This is a genomic window from Motilibacter aurantiacus (genome assembly GCF_011250645.1).
Lineage (GTDB): Bacteria > Actinomycetota > Actinomycetes > Motilibacterales > Motilibacteraceae > Motilibacter_A > Motilibacter_A aurantiacus.
In genome coordinates, this window is record NZ_JAANNO010000005.1 from 38,095 (window position 1) to 55,870 (window position 17,776).

At 76.3% G+C, this 17,776-nt stretch carries 19 protein-coding genes; 13 read left to right on the forward strand and 6 right to left on the reverse strand.

Features of this window, described 5'->3' with window-relative positions:
- The first annotated feature begins 175 nt into the window (after window positions 1-175).
- Window positions 176-418 carry a hypothetical protein gene (locus G9H72_RS10445; protein ID WP_231126794.1) on the forward strand — a complete coding sequence of 81 codons (243 nt, stop codon included), beginning with the start codon at window positions 176-178 and terminating at the stop codon, window positions 416-418.
- On the opposite strand, the gene G9H72_RS10450 is transcribed toward G9H72_RS10445, so the two are convergent.
- Window positions 409-879: a MarR family winged helix-turn-helix transcriptional regulator gene (locus tag G9H72_RS10450; RefSeq protein ID WP_166170695.1), complete on the reverse strand. Its 471-nt coding sequence runs from the start codon at window positions 877-879 to the stop codon at window positions 409-411. The two genes, G9H72_RS10445 and G9H72_RS10450, sit on opposite strands and share 10 nt — an antisense overlap.
- Window positions 880-973: 94 nt before the next feature.
- Here G9H72_RS10450 and G9H72_RS10455 point away from each other — a divergent pair, with 94 nt between their 5' ends.
- From G9H72_RS10455 to G9H72_RS10475, 5 genes are all read left to right on the forward strand, one after another.
- Window positions 974-2,752 (forward strand): ABC transporter ATP-binding protein, encoded by a 1,779-nt coding sequence (locus G9H72_RS10455; RefSeq protein WP_331272175.1) that lies wholly within the window; start codon window positions 974-976, stop codon window positions 2,750-2,752.
- A 132-nt stretch (window positions 2,753-2,884) separates the two neighbouring features.
- Window positions 2,885-3,109: a DUF3107 domain-containing protein gene (locus G9H72_RS10460; RefSeq protein WP_166170697.1), complete on the forward strand. Its 225-nt coding sequence runs from the start codon at window positions 2,885-2,887 to the stop codon at window positions 3,107-3,109.
- Between the two features lie 395 nt (window positions 3,110-3,504).
- The gene (locus G9H72_RS10465) at window positions 3,505-5,040 is read left to right on the forward strand and encodes a DEAD/DEAH box helicase (RefSeq protein ID WP_166170699.1); all 1,536 of its coding nucleotides are present in this window, start codon (window positions 3,505-3,507) and stop codon (window positions 5,038-5,040) included.
- Window positions 5,041-5,048: 8 nt separating this feature from the next.
- The gene (locus G9H72_RS10470) at window positions 5,049-5,564 is read left to right on the forward strand and encodes a metallophosphoesterase family protein (RefSeq protein WP_166170701.1); all 516 of its coding nucleotides are present in this window, start codon (window positions 5,049-5,051) and stop codon (window positions 5,562-5,564) included.
- A complete protein-coding gene (locus G9H72_RS10475; protein ID WP_166170703.1) occupies window positions 5,561-6,427 on the forward strand; it encodes an alpha/beta fold hydrolase in 867 nt (288 codons plus the stop codon). Before G9H72_RS10470 ends, G9H72_RS10475 begins: the two co-directional genes overlap by 4 nt.
- Here G9H72_RS10475 and G9H72_RS10480 read toward each other — a convergent pair.
- Together G9H72_RS10480 and G9H72_RS20960 are read right to left on the reverse strand one after the other, a co-directional pair.
- Window positions 6,424-7,032, reverse strand: a complete 609-nt coding sequence (locus tag G9H72_RS10480; protein WP_166170705.1) for an FIMAH domain-containing protein — start codon at window positions 7,030-7,032, stop codon at window positions 6,424-6,426. The genes G9H72_RS10475 and G9H72_RS10480 overlap by 4 nt on opposite strands.
- Window positions 6,951-7,442, reverse strand: coding sequence for a hypothetical protein (locus tag G9H72_RS20960; RefSeq protein ID WP_196791066.1), 492 nt, complete (start codon window positions 7,440-7,442; stop codon window positions 6,951-6,953). Before G9H72_RS20960 ends, G9H72_RS10480 begins: the two co-directional genes overlap by 82 nt.
- A 459-nt stretch (window positions 7,443-7,901) precedes the next feature.
- On the opposite strand from G9H72_RS20960, the gene G9H72_RS10490 reads away from it, so the two are divergent.
- Window positions 7,902-8,933, forward strand: coding sequence for a hypothetical protein (locus tag G9H72_RS10490; protein WP_166170707.1), 1,032 nt, complete (start codon window positions 7,902-7,904; stop codon window positions 8,931-8,933).
- A gap of 7 nt (window positions 8,934-8,940) precedes the next feature.
- Here the strand turns inward: G9H72_RS10490 and G9H72_RS10495 are convergent, their stop codons facing one another.
- The 3 genes from G9H72_RS10495 to G9H72_RS10505 are packed head-to-tail and all read right to left on the reverse strand — an operon-like array spanning window position 8,941 to window position 11,102.
- A complete protein-coding gene (locus G9H72_RS10495; protein WP_166170709.1) occupies window positions 8,941-9,552 on the reverse strand; it encodes a MarC family protein in 612 nt (203 codons plus the stop codon).
- The gene (locus G9H72_RS10500; RefSeq protein WP_166170711.1) at window positions 9,545-10,393 is read right to left on the reverse strand and encodes a PHP domain-containing protein; all 849 of its coding nucleotides are present in this window, start codon (window positions 10,391-10,393) and stop codon (window positions 9,545-9,547) included. Before G9H72_RS10500 ends, G9H72_RS10495 begins: the two co-directional genes overlap by 8 nt.
- A gap of 43 nt (window positions 10,394-10,436) precedes the next feature.
- A complete protein-coding gene (locus G9H72_RS10505; protein WP_166170713.1) occupies window positions 10,437-11,102 on the reverse strand; it encodes a DUF6758 family protein in 666 nt (221 codons plus the stop codon).
- A 60-nt stretch (window positions 11,103-11,162) separates the two neighbouring features.
- On the opposite strand from G9H72_RS10505, the gene G9H72_RS10510 reads away from it, so the two are divergent.
- The 6 genes from G9H72_RS10510 (at window position 11,163) to G9H72_RS10535 (ending at window position 17,640) form a co-directional block, all read left to right on the forward strand.
- A complete protein-coding gene (locus tag G9H72_RS10510) occupies window positions 11,163-11,567 on the forward strand; it encodes an NUDIX domain-containing protein (protein WP_166170715.1) in 405 nt (134 codons plus the stop codon).
- 91 nt (window positions 11,568-11,658) lie between these two features.
- The gene (locus G9H72_RS10515; protein ID WP_166170717.1) at window positions 11,659-11,805 is read left to right on the forward strand and encodes a hypothetical protein; all 147 of its coding nucleotides are present in this window, start codon (window positions 11,659-11,661) and stop codon (window positions 11,803-11,805) included.
- Between the two features lie 38 nt (window positions 11,806-11,843).
- A complete protein-coding gene (locus tag G9H72_RS10520; protein ID WP_166170719.1) occupies window positions 11,844-12,686 on the forward strand; it encodes a sugar phosphate isomerase/epimerase family protein in 843 nt (280 codons plus the stop codon).
- Window positions 12,670-13,419 (forward strand): hypothetical protein, encoded by a 750-nt coding sequence (locus tag G9H72_RS10525; RefSeq protein ID WP_166170722.1) that lies wholly within the window; start codon window positions 12,670-12,672, stop codon window positions 13,417-13,419. The genes G9H72_RS10520 and G9H72_RS10525 overlap by 17 nt, the downstream gene beginning before the upstream one ends.
- Before the next feature lie 79 nt (window positions 13,420-13,498).
- Window positions 13,499-13,912, forward strand: a complete 414-nt coding sequence (locus G9H72_RS10530) for a hypothetical protein (protein ID WP_166170725.1) — start codon at window positions 13,499-13,501, stop codon at window positions 13,910-13,912.
- Window positions 13,913-14,025: 113 nt separating this feature from the next.
- The gene (locus G9H72_RS10535) at window positions 14,026-17,640 is read left to right on the forward strand and encodes a BTAD domain-containing putative transcriptional regulator (RefSeq protein ID WP_166170727.1); all 3,615 of its coding nucleotides are present in this window, start codon (window positions 14,026-14,028) and stop codon (window positions 17,638-17,640) included.
- Window positions 17,641-17,776: the final 136 nt, after the last annotated feature.

Consider the following 17,776-nt stretch of genomic DNA (forward strand, 5'->3'; position numbering starts at 1 on the left):
GTTCTCCTTCCGTTGTTCTGCGCAACGCCACCCTCGGCGCCGGGGATTCCCGGGGCCCCGGGGCGGGCACTGCGCCCATGGTCCCAGCCCGAGTGGGTACGCGGGACACCGAAGGGCGGCTTCCGCCCGGACACACCGCGGCGAACGACGCACGACCGAGCCCGAGGAGTGCCAGATGACCGACACCGACCTGCCCGGCGACGCCTTCGGGGCCGACGGCGACACCCCTGCCGGCGGCCCCGCCGAAAGCGCCGCCGACCCCGAGGCGAACGAGGCCGACGCGCTGGAGCAGGCCACCGAGCTCGACGACCGCGACACCGGGCCCGCCATGCCGGTCACGAGCCTCGCCGAGGCCACGGAGGCCGACCTGGCCGAGCAGGGCCAGGTGGTCGCCTTCGACGAGGACGACTACCGCTGACCCGTGCCCGGCGCGGGGCAGTCGGCCGCGGGCAAGGCGTCCACCACGCGGCGCAGCAGCGCCAGCAGCGTTGCCCGCTCGTCCTCGCCCAGCACGCCGAACGCCCGGACGGCCGACTCGTGCGCCCGCCGGCGCAGCTGGCCGTGGACCCGCTCGCCCTCGGGGGTGACGTGCACGCGGTAGCTGCGCCGGTTCGCGGGGTCCTGCTCGCGCCGGAGGAGGCCGGACTGCTCGAGCGGGTCGACCAGATCGGTGGCCGACCGGGGCCCGATGTGCAGCCGCTCGGCGAGCGCGCCCATGGACGGGGGCTCGGCGAAGCGGGCGACCGTACGCAGCGCGCGCGCCTGCGCCGGGGTGATGCCGAGGTCCTCGACCTCGGCCCCGGCGGAGCGCCGCAGCCGCCACTGCAGGGCGCGCATGGTCTCGGCGATCTCGTACGCCACCGGGTCGGTGCCCGCCATCGCTCCTCCTCCGGTCGCGGGGAATGAACAGCGAGGGTACCTCATTATGAGGTAGCCTCACTATGGTTCGACCCCTCGGCTCCCGGAGCTGCCCGTGCCCCCGACGTCCCTGGAGAAGGAGGCGCCCCGCGAAGGCCGGCGCATCCTCGCCCTCTTCCTCCCCCACCGCCTGCCGCTGGCCGGCGTGCTCCTGCTCATCCTGATCAGCTCGGCGGTCGGCCTGGCCACGCCGTTCCTGCTGCGCGAGATCGTCGACGTGGCCCTGCCCCGCCAGGACATGGGCCTGCTCGCGGCGCTGACCGGCGCGCTCGTGGCCACCGTCGTCGTCACCAACGCGCTCGACGTCGTGCAGACGCTCATCGCCACCCGCGTGGGCCAGGCGGTGATGCACCGGCTGCGCGTGGACGTCTACGCCCACCTGCAGCGCATGTCGCTCGCGTTCTTCTCCCGGACCCGCACCGGCGAGGTGCAGTCCCGGATCGCCAACGACATCGGCGGCATGGAGTCGGTGGTGACGACGACCGGGACCGACTTCGTGTCCAGCTTCGCGATCGTGGTCATGACGTCGGTGGCGATGCTCGCCCTCGACTGGCGGCTCGCGCTGCTGTCGTTCGCGATCCTGCCGTTCTCGCTGTGGATGAACCGGCGGATCGGCCGCATGCGCCGCGCCATCACGGCCGAGCGCCAGCGCCGGCTCGCCGACATGACCTCCACCGTGCAGGAGTCGCTCTCGGTCTCGGGGATCCTGCTCTCGCGCACGACCGGCCGCTCCGAGGACCTCGTCGAGCGCTTCCGCAGGAGCTCCAAGGAGATCGCGGATCTCGAGGCCCGGTCCGAGCTGGCCGGGCAGTGGCAGTGGTCGCTCATCACGCTGTCGATGGCAGCGCTGCCCGCCGTGACGTACCTCGTCGGCGGGCACCTGCGCCAGGGCGGCACCGACCTCTCGATCGGCACCCTGGTCGCGCTCGTCGCCCTGCAGGGGCAGCTCTTCCGACCGCTGGCCATGCTGCTGCGGCTCGTCGTGCGCATGCACAGCTCGCTGGCGCTGTTCTCCCGGGTGTTCGAGTACCTCGACACCCCCGTCGAGATCACCGAGCGCGCGGGCGCCCGAACCCTGACGGCGCCTCGTGGCGATGTGCGCTTCACCAATGTGAGATTCGCGTATTCGGACTCCGGGCCGGACGTGCTCCGGGACGTCGACATCGAGGTGCCCGCCGGCACCACCCTCGCCGTGGTCGGCGCGACCGGCTCGGGCAAGACCACGCTGGGCTACCTGCTCACCCGGCTCTACGACGTCGGCTCCGGCAGCATCACCATAGACGGCGTCGACGTCCGTGACCTGACCGCGCGCTCGCTCGCCGACACGGTCGGGGTGGTGAGCCAGGAGACGTACCTCCTCCACGCGACGATCGCGGAGAACCTGCGCTTCGCCAAGCCGGACGCGAGCGACGAGGAGCTCGTCGCGGCGGCACGGACCGCCCAGGTGCACGACCTCATCGCCGCCCTGCCGCAGGGCTACGACACGGTGGTCGGCGAGCGCGGCTACCGGTTCTCCGGCGGGGAGAAGCAGCGCATCGCCCTGGCCCGCACCGTGCTGCGCAACCCGCCGGTGCTGCTGCTCGACGAGGCCACCAGCGCTCTGGACACCCGGACCGAGCGGCTGATGACCGAGGCCCTGGAGCAGGTCGCGGCCGAGCGCACCACGATCACCATCGCCCACCGGCTCTCCACCGTCCGGGACGCCGACCAGATCGTCGTCCTCGACCGGGGGCGGGTCGTCGAGCGTGGCACCCACGAGCAGCTGCTCGCCCTCGGCGGGCGGTACGCCGACCTCGTCGCCCGCGACGCCGCCGGCTATGCCTCCGCGGCCTGACCGGCGCCCGCCTCCCCGGGCCGCCTCCCCGGGCCGGCGGCCCGGTGATTCGCGGGCAGTGAACGCGGGCGGGGACGGCCTCGCCTGCGGGGTAGCCTGCGGCTGCCGTCCAGCCACACAGAAGGAGTCGTCGTGGAGGTCAAGGTCGGGGTGCAGCAGGCGCCGCGCGAGCTCGTCATCGAGAGCAAGCAGAGCGGCGAGGAGGTCGCGGCCGCGGTGTCGGACGCGCTGGCCAACGGCGGCGTTCTCACCCTCGTCGACGAGCGCGGCCGCCGCCTCGTGGTGCCGGTGGAGAAGCTCGCGTACGTCGAGATCGGCGAGCCCGAGGTCCGCCGGGTGGGCTTCGGCGCGATCTGACGCCTCCGCCCGCCTCCCCGCGCCACGCGGGGAGCGCGGTCAGCAGGCCTGGCCGGGAGCCCGCCACCGGGGCGCACAGCGCCCGGGTGGCGGGCTCCCGGCCGTCGCTCTGCCTCTCAGCACGCGCCGTCGACGCTTCGCCCGACGGCGCGCCGGCATACCCGGGTACCATGGGACCGACGTAGCGGGATAGCCCGGTCGGTGCCCCGATCGGCCCCCACACCGACCGCAGTGCGCACCCCGACGCGAGGACTCGCCTGGCGTCGAGCGCGAGTGCGCCCCGCCAGAGCCCTGAGAGGCACATCCTGACCAGCTTCAGAGAGCTGGGGGCACTCCCCCAGACCGCCGACGCGCTCGAGGCCGTCGGCATCGTCGAGGCCTTCCCGATCCAGGAGATGACGCTCCCCGTCGCGCTCTCCGGTGCCGACATCATCGGCCAGGCCAAGACCGGCACGGGCAAGACGCTCGGCTTCGGCGTCCCCCTCCTGCAGCGCGTGGTCGCCCCCGGCGACACCGAGCTGACCGGGGCCCAGCCCGAGGCTCCCGGCAAGCCGCAGGCGCTCGTCGTGGTCCCGACCCGCGAGCTCGCCGTCCAGGTCGCCAAGGACCTCGACCTCGCCGGCGCCCGCCGCGGCGTGCGCGTCCTGACCGTCTACGGCGGGCGGGCGTACGAGCCACAGCTCGAGGCGCTCAGGAAGGGCGTCGACGTCGTCGTCGGCACCCCCGGCCGCCTGCTCGACCTCGCCCAGCAGCGCCACCTCGACCTCAAGCACGTGCGGGTCCTGGTGCTCGACGAGGCCGACGAGATGCTCGACCTCGGCTTCCTGCCGGACGTGGAGCGCATCCTGGCCCAGACGCCGGCCGGCCGGCAGACGATGCTCTTCTCGGCCACCATGCCGGGCGCCGTGGTGTCGATGGCCCGGCAGTACATGACCCAGCCGACCCACATCAACGCGATCGACCCCAACGACGAGGACGCGACGGTCGCGAACATCGAGCAGCACGTCTTCCGTGCGCACTCGATGGACAAGATCGAGCTGCTCGCCCGGGTGCTGCAGTCGCGCGGGCGCGGGCTCGCGATGATCTTCTGCCGCACCAAGCGCGCCGCCGCGAAGGTCTCCGACGAGCTGGCCGACCGCGGCTTCGCCGCCGCGGCCGTCCACGGCGACCTCGGCCAGGGCGCCCGCGAGCAGGCGCTGCGCGCGTTCCGCAGTGGCAAGGTCGACGTTCTCGTGGCCACCGACGTCGCCGCGCGAGGCATCGACGTGGAGGGCGTCACCCACGTCGTCAACTACGAGTGCCCGGACGACGAGAAGACCTACCTGCACCGCGTCGGCCGCACCGGCCGGGCGGGCAACACCGGCATCGCGGTGACGCTGGTCGACTGGGGCGACGTCACCCGCTGGCAGGTCATCAACAAGGCCCTGCAGCTGTCCTTCTACGAGCCGGTCGAGACCTACTCCTCCTCCGAGCACCTCTACGCGCTGCTCGACATCCCGGAGGGGACCAAGGGCGTCCTGCCACGGGCCGAGCGCACGCGCGCCGGGCTCGCGGCCGAGGAGGTCGAGGACCTCGGCGAGACCGGCCGGCAGCGCAAGGCCGGGGCGGCCAAGGGGCGCTCCGGTGACAAGGAGCAGGCCGAGGCCGAGCCGCGCGAGCGGCAGACCGTGCGCAAGCGCGAGCGCCGGCGTACCCGCGGCGGGTCCCCGCTCGCCGAGGGCGCGGAGCAGGCCGGAGAGGCCGCCGCCGTGGGCGCCTCGTCCGACGCGGTCGTCGCCCCTGACCTGCCGGCGTTCGAGGCCGCCGACTCCGCCGAGGGCGACGCGGCCGCTCCCGCCCGCCGCCGCCGCCGTGGCGGCCGCGGACGCGGCTCCTCGACCGAGGCCGCTGCCGAGGGTACGCCCGAGGCGCCGCTCCAGCCCGCCGAGTAGCCCGTCCCGTGCTTCGCCTGCTCCTGCTCGCCGACACCCACGTGCCCAAGCGGGCGCGCGACCTGCCGGCCCAGGTGTGGGAGCAGGTCGAGGCCGCCGACGTGGTGCTCCACGCCGGCGACTGGGTGGACGTGCCGCTCCTCGACGCCCTCGAGGAGCGGGCGCGCCGCCTGGTCGCCGTCGTCGGCAACAACGACGGCCCGGCCCTGCGCGCCCGGCTGCCCGAGGGCGCGCGCGTCGAGCTGGAGGGCGTGCGCTTCGCGGTCGTCCACGAGACCGGGCAGTCGGCGGGGCGCGAGGCCCGCATGGAGCAGGCCTACCCCGACGTCGACGTCCTGGTGTTCGGGCACAGCCACATCCCCTGGGACACCACGACGCCGCGCGGCCTGCGGCTGCTCAACCCCGGGTCCCCCACCGACCGGCGCCGCCAGCCGGCCTGCACCTACATGACCGCCGAGGTGCGCGACGGCGAGCTCGGGGACGTGGCGCTGCACGCGCTGCCCTTGCGTACGCTCCCCCGGTGAGCCCGACCCGCCCCGTCGTCCTTCCCGCCGGCGTCCGCCCGCTCGACGTCCCGGTCGGGGCGGACGCGCTCGCGGGTCTGGAGGCCCTGCCGCCGGGCGAGCCGCGGGGCACGGCCCTGCTGGTGCCCGGCTACACGGGCTCCAAGGAGGACTTCCTCGCGCTGCTGCCCTTGCTCGCCGCCGGCGGATACCGCGCGGTGGCGGTCGACCAGCGCGGCCAGCACGAGTCCCCGCGCGCGGAGCGCCCGGAGGGGTACGACGTCCCGGCCCTCGCCGGCGACGTCCTCGCCGCGGCAGGCGCGCTGGACGAGCGCGGCGTCCACCTGCTCGGCCACTCCTTCGGCGGGCTCGTCGTCCAGGCGGCGGCGATCGCGGCGCCCGAGCGGCTGCGCAGCCTCACCCTGCTGGCCACCGGGCCCGGCGCGGTGCCCGAGGGGCCGCGGACGGCCGACCTGCGCCTCGTCCGGTCCTCCCTGCCGACCATCCCCATGGACGTCGCCTGGGACGTCAAGCGCGCCCGCGAGCTGGCCGCCGGCGTGCCGCCCGAGGCGCCGGAGGCCCAGGAGTTCCTCCGCGCGCGCTGGATGGGCACCAGCCCCGAGAGCCTGGTGCGCATCGCCGTGACCCTGCTCGAGGCTCCGGACCGGGTCGGGGAGCTGCAGTCCCGGCTGGCCGGGGCCGGGGTCCCGGTGCTCGTCCTCAACGGCGACCGCGACGACGCGTGGCCGCCGGCCGTGCAGGCGCAGATGGCGCAGCGGCTGGGGGCGGCGTACGTCTCCTTGCCCGGAGTGGGCCACTCCCCCAACTACGAGGCGCCCGAGGCGACCGCCGCCGCGCTGCTGGAGCACTGGGCGAGAGCCTAGAGCCGCCCGCGCGCGGCGGGCACCGGCGAGCGCCGGCACCCGCGCCCGAGAGCGGGCCGGGCCCAGCCCTCGCTGTCGTCCAGCGCCTGCAGCCCGCGCAGCACCGCCCGGGCGGCGGCGACCAGGGCCGCGCGTGCCGCGAGGTCGGCGGCGTCGCCCTTGACCTGGTTCTCCATGCGGGCCACGAACTGCTGCAGGTAGCCCAGCGCCGGGGCCTCCCGCCCGGCCTGCGCTGCGACGACCGCCCGGTCGAGCCGCTCGCGCAGGTTGCCGGCGGTGCGGTCGCTGATGGTCCCGTCGGTGACGTACGCCGCGAGCAGGCCGCCGATCTCCTGCAGCGCCGAGGCCCAGCTCTCGCGGTACTCCAGCTGCACGAACGGCACGGTGCGCGCCTGCCGCGGGCCGTGGGACCGGTAGTCCTGGGTGTTCTTCCACCAGCCGCGCAGGTGCGCGGTGGGTGTGACGACCCCGCGGTCGAGCTGGACGTTGGACAGCGAGGAGCTGTACTCCAGCACGATGTCGTTCACGCCGTCGACCAGGTGGTCGCTGATGTCGGCGACCGGCTCGGTCCAGCTGATGCCGCCGGTCCAGAGGTCCTTGCCCACGAGCGGCACCTGCCGCCCGGTGCCGTCGTCGATCGTCGGATCGTCGGCTTGCCGACCCCGCCCACGTCCCGGCGCACCTTCGTGGGGTTGGTGCTGACGCGGCCGCCGACCTTGCGTCCGTTGACCCACACCTCCGCGTAGGCGGCATAGGCGTCACGCAGGTCCGACTGGCGCTCGCCGAACGGCGGGACCTGGGCTCCCGTCTCCGTGGACAGGACGTTGCTCTCCAGCTTGGCGCCACCGGTCCACAGTCGGAAGATGACGACCTGGTCGTACTGGTTGAAGTTCTCCGCCTCCGGATGGTCGACCGCCATGATGGGCTCGGAGGTCTCGACGGCGACCCCGTAGGAGATCTGTGCCCGGGTCTCGATCCCGACGGAGTTCAGCCACTCCCTGAGCGGCGTCAGCATGCGCCGCCTCGCCCAGCCACCAGCGCACGTCGGTGCTGCAGACCCGGTCAGGGTCGACGTACCTGCTCTCGAGGCTGCGGGCGAAGGAGGCGGCCTCGCCGGCCCCCGACGCACGGGGCAGCGGGGCCGGCGCGGCAGCCGCCGGCGCGGTGAGCGCGAGATCGGTGGTGAGCAGCAGGCAGGCGCCTCCGGCGGCACCCGTCAGGACTTCCGGCGGGTAGGCATCGTCGACTCCCAGGAACGGTGGGCGGGTGGACGTCCGTACGGCGCGGCTCCTTCGGCAGCGCACGACGGGGAGGCGCCGCGGCACGTGCTGGAACGGTCCAGAGCCACCGGCCGGCGCGTTGCTCGACGACGGTAGGGGCCCTCCCCCGCGAACGACAAGGGCCGTGTCCGGACAGGGCCATCGCGGCCCGCGCGGCCGTTCCCCTCGCCCGCTCCGGCGCCTAGGCTGCCGTTGTGCGTGAGCTGCTCGCGTCCGGGGCCGACGGCGAGCGCTGGGTCGCGCCGCGGACGCGGGGGGCCGAGGAGCCCGAGGAGGTCCGGCTCACCCCGGACGGCGAGCCGCCCGACGACGGGACGGCCCCCGCCGAGCAGCCGGGGCGCTCAGGGCGGGGGCACCCGGCACGCGGCTGGCTCGCGGTCCTGCTGGCGGCCGCCGTGGGGGCGGGGGCCGGCGCGTGGGCCCAGGCCGCCCGCCACGACGCTGCGGCCGAGCGGGCCGCCGACTCGGCAGTGAGCCTCGTCGTCGTCGGGGCCGTCCCCGCCGGGGAGCGGCCCGGCCGGAGCCTCGACGTCGAGGTCGAGCTCCACAACGCCGGGCCGCGGCCGGTGACCCTGCTCGACGTCCGCCCCGGGGACGGGCTGGAGGCTCTCGGCAAGCCGCGGATCCGTGTCCCGCGCATCGAGCCCGGCGCCCGGGGGCGCGCGCAGCTGACGATCCCCGCCCCCGGGTGCGACGGGAGGGGCCTCGTCGACGAGGTGGTCGTGCGGGTCCGGACCGCGGACGGGACCGATCAGGAGGCGCAGGTGCCGAGCAACGAGCTGATCGGCGGCTGGGGCCTGCGCTGCGGGGGGGCGAGCTTCCAGGAGGCGTACACCGGGCTGAGCGTCGCCGCCACCGAGCGGCTGGACGCGCGCACCACCCGGCTCGTCCTCGACATCAACCCGCTGAGCCCCGGGCAGGACGCCGACGCTGCGTACGTGGAGGGCATCTCGACGCAGATCGGTGGCGTACGGCTGCGGCCGGTGAGCCTGCTGCCGGTCGGGCTGACGGCGACCGAGGGCGGCCAGCTGGTCGTCGACCTCACCGTCGGCCGCTGCGCGCAGGTCCAGCCGCCCGTGGAGTGGTCACAGGGCGGCCTGCAGGTGCACGGCCGCATGGTCGACTCCTCCGGCCCCGCCGAGACGGTGCACTGGATGGACACCCCCGTCGTCGTCGCGTTCGCGAGCGCCCTCGCGCGGGCCTGTCCCGACCTCGAGCTGCGCTGAGAGCCGGTCAGGCGACCTCGGTGACGAACGCGCGCACCGCGTCCGCGACCAGCTGCACGGCGATGGCCGACAGCAGCAGGCCCGCGATGCGGCTGACGAGCACGACGCCGCTCTCCCGGATCACCCGGATGATGACGAGCGAGTAGCGCATCGTCAGCCAGAGCACGAAGTGCACCGCGACCACGCCCGCGGCCAGGGCCACGGCGTCCGCCGTGTCGTCGACCCGGCGGACGAACACCATCGTGGCCACGATGGCGCCCGGCCCGGCCAGCAACGGTGTCCCCAGCGGCACCAGGGCGACGTTGACGTCGCGCGAGGCGACCGTCTCGCTCTCCTGGCCCGTGAGCAGCTGCAGCGCGACGAGGAGCAGCAGCAGCCCACCGGCGCACTGCAGTGCAGGAAGTGTGATTCCGAGGTAGTCCAGCAGCTGCTGGCCGAACAGCGCGAACGCCGTGATGACCAGCAGCGCGACGGAGGCCGCCTGCCACGCGGTGCGACGGCGGACGGCCGGTGAGCGCCCGCTCGTGAGGCTGAGGAAGAGCGGGATCGTGCCGGGCGGGTCGACGATCACGAAGAGCGTCACGAAGACCTCGCCGAAGAACCTCCACTCGCTACCCACGGAGCACTCCGATGTCGCCGGTGGCCTGTGCGGCCAGTTCCTCCAGCGCGGCGGGCGCCGTCAGGTGCTCGCCGAGCCGGTTGGCCTTCCCCCGGCCGTGGTAGTCGCTCGACCCCGTCACGACGAGGCCCAGCTCGGCCGCCAGGCCGAGCAGCCGGCGGATGTCGGCCGCCGAGTGGTCGCGGTGGTGGACCTCGAGCCCGGCCAGCCCGGCGGACGCCATCGCGACGACCGCCGAGTCGTCCAGCACCTTGCCCCGGTGCCGGGCGAACGGGTGGGCCAGGACGGGCACTCCCCCGGCGGCGCGCACGGCGCGGATGGCGACGAGCGGGTCGAGCGCCTCGTGCCGCACGTAGAACTCGCTGCGGCTGTGCAGCCACTCGCGGAAGGCCTCCCCGCGGTCCGCCACGACCCCCTTCGCGACGAGCGCGTCGGCGATGTGCGGGCGCCCCACGGTCGCGCCCTCCTCGACGCGGTCGAGCACCTCGGCCCAGGTCACGTCCACGCCGGCGGACCGGAGCCGGTCGACGATGGCCTTGGTGCGCGGCACGCGGCTGTCGCGCACCACGGCGAGGGCGTCGGCCAACGCGGGGCCGGAGGGGTCGAACAGGTAGCCGAGCAGGTGCAGGCTGACGTCGCGGTAGCGGCAGGAGATCTCGGCGCCGCGGACGAGCGCGAGGCCCGGTGGCAGCGCCGCCGCGGCCTCCGCCCAGCCGAGCGTCGTGTCGTGGTCGGTGATCGCGACGACGTCCAGCCCGGCCGCCGCCGCGGCACGGACGAGCTCGGCAGGGGTCTCGGTCCCGTCGGAGGCGCGCGTGTGGGCGTGCAGGTCGATCCGCATCGACCGGCAAGCCTAGGGCCGCCGCCCCGCGGCCCCTCCCCCACTAGCCCCGTGGCCCCGGGCCCGCGCTCGTCACGGGCGCGGCCGCGAGCCGGGGCGTGAGCGCGCCGACGGGGAGCAGCTCGATCTCGTGGCCGAGGTCGCGGGCGTCGGCCAGCCGGAGCCCCTCGAGCAGCAGCGCGCCCGCGCTCTCCGGCCAGAGCAGGACGTAGAGCCAGTGGCCGAGCGCCTCACCGACGTACGCCGCGCACCGCTCGTCACCCGAGACGCACCAGAGCGCGGTCGGGTGCCCGGCGGCGTCGACCTTGGCCGCCGGCCGGCCGTCCGGCAGCGACCCGGGGTCGGGCCCGGGCATCCCGGCGTAGCGCGCGCCCAGGCCGAGCCCGGGCTCCTCGGCCACGAGCAGCAACTCGCCCATGCCCCCGAGCGGCGCGGGGCCGCTCGCGGACACGGCGACGGCTCGCGCGCCCGTCCGGTCGTCCCCGGCCCAGGACACGCCGGTCACGACCCATGCATGCGGCAACGGCCAGGGCAGCCAGACCGGCACGCGGGAACGCCGGACCACGTCGGCGACCACCTCGACGGTGGGCTGGACGACCGGCTGCTGAGGAAGCACCGCGCCGTGCAACGAGCAGGCCCAGCCGCTCGACCAGAGGCCGGGAGGCTGGACGGCACCGCCGCAGCGCGGGCACGAAGGCTCGCCTTTCATGACAGATCACGCTCCTCCGCCGCGCGCAGTCCCGTCAACTTCGCCCCCTACGGTGCAACGATGGGGAGCCTCGCCGTCGTGCCCGCCGTCGGCGGGGTCGTCACCGGGCCCGACGGGCGACTGCTCGTCGTGCAGCGGGCGCACGCCCCCTCCGCGGGTCTCTGGTCGGTCCCCGGCGGCAAGGTCGAGCCCGGCGAGGCCGACGAGGAGGCCGTCGCCCGCGAAGTGGCCGAGGAGACCGGGCTCACCGTGCGCGTCGGACGGCTGCTCGGCGAGGTGGACGTCCCCGGGGCCGGCGTGCTCTTCCGCGTCCGGGACTTCGCCTGCACCCCGGTAGGCGGCTCCCTCCTCGCGGGTGGCGACGCGCGGGAGGCGCGGTACGTCGACGGCGCTTCGCTGCGCGCGCTCCCCCTCGTCCCCGGGCTGCTGGCGGCGCTCGGGTCGTGGGGCGTGCTGCCCGCCTGACCGCCCGTCCCGTTTCCGGCCGGGCCCGGACGGGCACCTTCTCGCGCGGGGCTCGCCCCGTCCGTGTCACCGCCGTCGCCGAGGTCTCCTCATGGCTCTGCTCGCCCTCCTGCTCCCGGTCCTCGCCGTGCTCGCGCTGGTCCTCACGGCCCGCCTCGAGTCGTGGATGCAGCCGTCCGCGCGGTACGCCCCGGCCGCGTCGCCGCCGCGCGAGGGCGCGGAGGCGACCGCCCGCTAGCGTGCGGTCGGGCCGCCGGCTACGGCATCCTTCGGCGGGTGCCCCTTCGCTTCGCGTACAACACCAACGGCCTCGCCCACCACCGGCTCGACGACGCCCTCCGACTGCTCGCGGACACCGGGTACGACGGGGTGGCCCTCACCCTGGACCACCACCACCTGGACCCGCTCGCCCCCGACGCCGAGGACGCCGCCCGCACGCTGCGCGCCCGGCTCGACGGGCTGGGCCTGGCGGTCATGGTCGAGACCGGCGCCCGGTTCCTGCTCGACCCGCGCGACAAGCACGAGCCCACCTTCGTGACCGCGGACCCCGCGGGGCGGGCCCGCCGGGCCGAGTTCCTCGAGCGCGCCGTCGACCTGGCGGCCGTGCTCGGCGCGGAGACGGTGTCCTTCTGGGCCGGGGTGCCGAAGCCGGGGGTGGACCGCACGGCCGCCTGGGACTGGCTCGTCGAGGGCGTGGGCCGGGTCGCGCGCCACGCGGCGGGGCGCGGCGTCCCGCTGTCGTTCGAGCCCGAGCCCGGCATGCTGGTCGAGCACGCCGGCGAGTGGGAGCGGCTGCGCGACGCCCTCGACCCCGGGCTGCCGCCGCTGCGGCTGGCGCTGGACACGGGGCACTGCCTGGTGACCGGGTCCCTGTCGCCGCAGGAGGCGGTTCGGCGCTACGCGAGCCAGCTCGGCACCGTGGCCGTCGAGGACATGCGGCGCGGGGTGCACGAGCACCTGGCCTGGGGCGAGGGCGACATGGACGTCCCGGCCGTGCTCGCCGCCCTGGATGCCGCGGGCTACGACCGGCTCGTCACCGTCGAGCTGTCCCGGGACAGCCACCGGGCGCACGAGCTCGTGCCGCGCACGATCGCGTACCTGCGTGCGTCCGCTCCCTGACACCGGGCGCGGCGGGCGGGCCGACCTCGCCGTCGCGGGCGTCGTGCTCGTCTGGGTCACCGCCGTGCTGCTGCTCGACCGGGGGGCGACGCTCGGCCAGCAACGCCTGCTCGGTGGCGCGACCTGGGCGCTGCTGCTGGGGCTGCTCGCCCGCGAGGCCCCGCTGGTGCGGGCCCAGACCGCCATCGTCGTGGCCTTTGCGACAGCGGTGGAGTACACCTTCTCCCCGCTGCTCGAGGTCTACCTCTACCGGCTGCCCGGCGTGCCGTGGTTCGTCCCGCCCGGGCACGGGCTGGTCTACCTCGCCGCGCTCGCCATCGGGCGCAGCCCGCAGGCCCGGGCCCGTGCCCGCCCGCTCGTCACGGCGACCGCGGTGGCCGGCACGGCGTACGCCGTCTGGGGGCTGGTGGGGCCCGGCCGGCTCGACGTGCTGGGCGCGTTCTGGCTGTGCTGCCTGCTGGGCTTCCTGCGCTGGGGGCGCTCGGCCCTGCTCTACGTCGGCGCCTTCGTCGTCGTGACCTACCTCGAGGTGCTCGGGACCGCCCTGCACGTCTGGGCCTGGCAGCCGTACGACCCGACCGGGCTGGTCCCGATCGGCAACCCGCCGAGCGGCGCGGCCGGGGGCTACGGCTGGTTCGACCTCGCCGCGGTGCTGGGCGCCCCCGCGCTGCTGCGCGCCGTGCGCCGGGCCCGCTCGCGCCTGCTGTGGCGACCGGCACCCGCGCAGCGTTAAGCGGGCGGCCCCGGCTGCCGATGCAGTAGGCGGCCGGGCTGTCCGGGCGAGGCAGCGACCAGGCAGAAGGGGTCAGCCGATGAAGTGGAACCTCGGCCGCAAGCGGCTGAAGCTGCAGGCGCACGGGCCCCGCGAGGGGCTCCTGGCCGAGGCGAAGCGCTTCGACTCCGCGTACGAGCGCGGCCTCTGGACCGGCAGCGTCCAGATCGGCTTCGGCAGTGCGGGCCGGCGCTACGTCGCCACGCTCTGGTACACCGACCGGGAGGGGCCGGGGTCGTACTCCGTCGAGATCGTGCAGCGCCGGGACGGGCTGCAGAACCGCGTCGTGCTGCGCAAGGACGGGCTCTTCCCGCTGCAGAAGGCCCTGGACCTGGTCGACCGGGAGGTCGAGCGGTCCGCGAACGCCTCGGAGGTCGAGCTCCGGCTGCGCAAGCAGCGCGAGGCCGCCCAGCAGCGCTCGCGCGCGGTGGAGCAGCGCCTGCGCCGGCGCTGACCCGTCCCCCGAGCACGTCGCCGGAAGCCGCCTTCGCAGGTACGAACGCCCACCGGCGGCCCGTCTCGCGCTCTATGCTGCCGCCCGGCCGCCGCACGGGAGGCGAGGTGGACGTGGACGAGAAGGAGCCCGTCGCTCCGGTGTCCCTGCGGCTGCTCGGCGGCGTGGGGGCGACCCGCGGCGGCGAGGAGCTGGACCTCGGGGGGCGCCGGCAGCGGGCCGTGCTCGCCCTGCTCGCGCTCGCCCGTGGCGGGGTCGTGCCGGCCGAGCGCATGATCGCGCTGGTCTGGGGCCACGAGCCCCCGCCGAGCGCGGCGGGCGGGCTGCAGGCGTACGTCTCGCACCTGCGCCGGCAGCTGCAGCCCGGCCGCTCCCCGCGCGACCCCGACGCGGTCCTCGTCAGCTCACCGCCCGGCTACGCCCTGCGCCTGCCGCCGGACGCCGTCGACGCCTGGCGGCTGGAGCGGCTGATCCGCGAGGGCACGGCCCTCGTCGACACCGGGCCCGAGCTGGCGGCCGGCCGGCTGGAGGAGGCGCTGCGGCTGTGGCGCGGGCCGGCGCTGGCCGAGTACGCCGGGGAGCCGTGGGCGGACGGCGAGGCCGCGCGGCTGGCCGAGCTGCGCTCGGTGGCGCGCGAGCAGCTGGCCGCGGCCCGGCTGCACGCGGGCGAGGCGGCGCTCCTCGTGCCCGAGCTCGAGGCGCTAGTGACCGAGGAGCCGCTGCGCGAGGAGCGGTGGCGGCTGCTCGTCCTCGCGCTCTACCGGGCGAGCCGGCAGGCCGACGCCCTCGCCGCGCTGCGGCGGGCCCGCGCCGTGCTGGCCGAGGAGCTCGGCGTCGACCCGGGGCCGGCGCTGCGGGCGCTGGAGGCGGAGGTGCTGGCCCAGTCGCCGGGGCTCGCCGCGCCCGGCCGGCCGCCGTCCCGCGAGCCCGTGGCCCCGGTGGCGTCTTGGCCGCCGGGCCAGCTGCCCGGGAGCGCCCGCCGGTCCGCCTCCCCGCGCGAGCAGCTCATCGAGCGGGGGCGCGAGCTGGCCCTGCTCGACGCGGCGCTGGACGACGTGCTCGACGGTGCGGGCCGGCTGGTGGTCCTCGAAGGCCCGGCCGGCATCGGCAAGACCCGGCTGCTCACCGAGGCCCGGCGGCGGGCCGCTGACCGAGGGGCCTGCGTCCTGCTGGCCCGGGGCAGCGAGCTCGAGCGCGAGTTCGCGTTCGGGGTGGCCCGCCAGCTGTTCGAGGGCCGGCTGGCCGACCCGGCCGTCCGCGGGAGGGCGCTCGCCGGGGCGGCGGCGACCGCCGGCACGGTCTTCGACGGGCTGGGCGGGACCGGCCCGGTCACCGCCGACGCGTCCTTCGCGGCGCTGCACGGCCTCTACTGGCTGACGGTCAACCTGACCGCGGACTCCCCCGTCGTGCTCGCGATCGACGACCTGCAGTGGTGCGACGCGGGCTCGCTGCGCTTCCTCGCCTACCTCGCCCGCCGGCTGGAGGGGCTGCCGCTCCTGCTCGTCGGCACCCTGCGAACGGGGGAGCGCCACGCCGAGCACGCACTGCTCGGCGAGCTCACCGGGGACGCCGCCGCCACCGCCGTACGCCCCCGCGCCCTCACCGCCTCCGGCACCCGCGACCTGGTCCGCCAGCGGCTCTCGCCGGACGCCGACGACGCGTTCTGCGCGGTCTGCCACCAGACGACGTCAGGCAACCCGCTGCTCCTGCGCCAGCTGCTCGGGGCGCTCGAGGCCGACGGCGTACGCCCCGACGCCGCCCACGCCGACGTCGTGCGCGCGATCGGGTCGCGCGCCGTGTCGAGCATGGTGCTGCTCCGGCTCGCGCGGCAGCCGGGCGCGGCGCTCGCCGTCGCGCGGGCGCTGGCCGTGCTCGGGGACGGCGCCGCCCTGCCGGCGGTCGCCGCGCTCGCCGGCCTGCCCGAGGCCGAGACCGCGGCCGCCGCCGCCGCCCTGGCCCGGACCGAGATCCTGCGCGCCGAGCCGCCGCTGGGCTTCGTCCACCCGCTGGTGCGCGACGCGGTCTACGGCGACCTGCCGCCCGGCGAGCGCGAGCTGCACCACGAGCGGGCGGCCCGGGCGCTGGAGGCGGTCGGCGCCTCCGACGAGCAGGTGGCGGCCCATCTGCTCCACGTCCCGGGCCGGGCCGACCCGTGGGCGCTGGAGGTGCTGCTGCGGGCGGGGGCCGGTGCGGGGAGCCGCGGCGCGCCGGACGCCGCCTCGACGTACCTGCGCCGGGCCCTGCAGGAGCCGCCTCCGGCGGGCCGCCGCGCCCAGGTGCTCCTGGAGCTCGGCCGGCTGGAGACCTCCTGGGACGGGCTCGCCGCCGCCGCGCACCTGCGGGAGGCGTACGACCTGCTCACCGACGCCCACGAGCGCGCCCTCGCCGCACGTGAGCTCGCCTGGTCGCTGTTCTTCGTCGGCGCGCTCGGGGAGGTGAGCGCCTTCGCCCGACGCGCCGCGGCGGAGCTGCCGCCGGAGCTGGCCGACGAGCGGCAGGCGCTCGTCGCCCTCGAGCGGGCGGGCGGGTCGGTGCACGAGCTCGACCCGGCCGAGTGGGCGCTGCTCGACCCGCCGGCGGTCGAGGGCGACGGCCCGGGTGCGCGCATGCTCGAGGCGATCACCACGTGGGAGCGCACCCTGCGCTGCTTCCCGGCCGGGGAGTGCGCCGACGCCGCGGAGCACGCCCTTGCCGACGGCCGGCTGCAGCAGGTCGACAACGGGCTGGTGTGGGTCGGCGCGCTCGTCACGCTGGCGCTGGCCGACCGGGACGAGGCGGGCAGCATGTGGGAGTCGACGCTGCGCAGCGCGTACGAGCGGGGGTCGCTGTTCACCGCGCTGACCGTGTCGCTGTGGCGCGGCTACTCCCTGCTCCGCCAGGGCGACCTGCCCGAGGCCGAGGCCCACCTGCGGACCGCCCTGGAGCAGACGTTGTCGTGGGCGCCCACGTCGGGCGTCGGGATCTCCTACACCCTCGGGTGGCTGGCCATGGCCCGGCTCGAGCAGGGGGACCCGGCCGGCGCGCAGTCCTTCGTGGAGCGCGACCTGCCGGTCGCGGGCGACGGCGTCCGCGTGCTCGCGTCGGCCCGCGCCGAGCTGCTGCTGGAGCGGGGGCGCTTCGCCGCCGCGCTGGAGGCCGCCGAGCGAGGCGCGCGCCCGGCGGCGTACGTGGAGAACCCGGGCTGGGCGCCGTGGCGGTCGCTCTGCGCCCGGGCCCTCGCCGGGCTGGGGCGGGAGGCGGAGGCACTGGAGCTGGCCCGCGTCGAGCTCGGGCTCGCGCGCCGGTGGGGCTCGGCGAGCGTCGTCGGCGCGTCCCTGCGGCTGGCCGGCGAGCTGGCCGCCGACCCGGTCGCCCTGACGGAGGCGGTCACGGTGCTGCGGCCCTCGCCCGCACGGCTCGAGCACGGCAAGGCGCTCCTCGCCCTGGGGAGCGCGCTGCTCAGCACGGAGCCGGACCGGGCGGTCGAGAACCTTCTCGCCTGCGTACGCGTCGCCGACGGCTGCTCGGCCCTGCGGCTGCGCGGCCGGGCCGAGCAGGCGCTCGCGTCGATCGGCGCGCCGGTGCCGCCGCGCGCCACCGCCCACGCGCTCACCCGGCTGGAGCGGGAGATCCTCGCGCTCGCGCAGCGCGGCGACTCCGAGAACGAGATCGCGCAGGCACTGTTCCTGACGCCGGCGGGGGTGCGGTCGCGGCTGCGTGCGCTGCGGCAGCGGACGGGCGAGGAGTAGTTCGCCGATGGGGACTGCGGGAGCCAAGCCGCGGTGGACGAGCGTCTCCCGGCCGGTCACTGCCGGTCCTCGCTGGCCCGGGCCGGGTGCGCCCGAGGCCCCACGACGCACCAGCCCGCAGGCCGCCGCACGACGA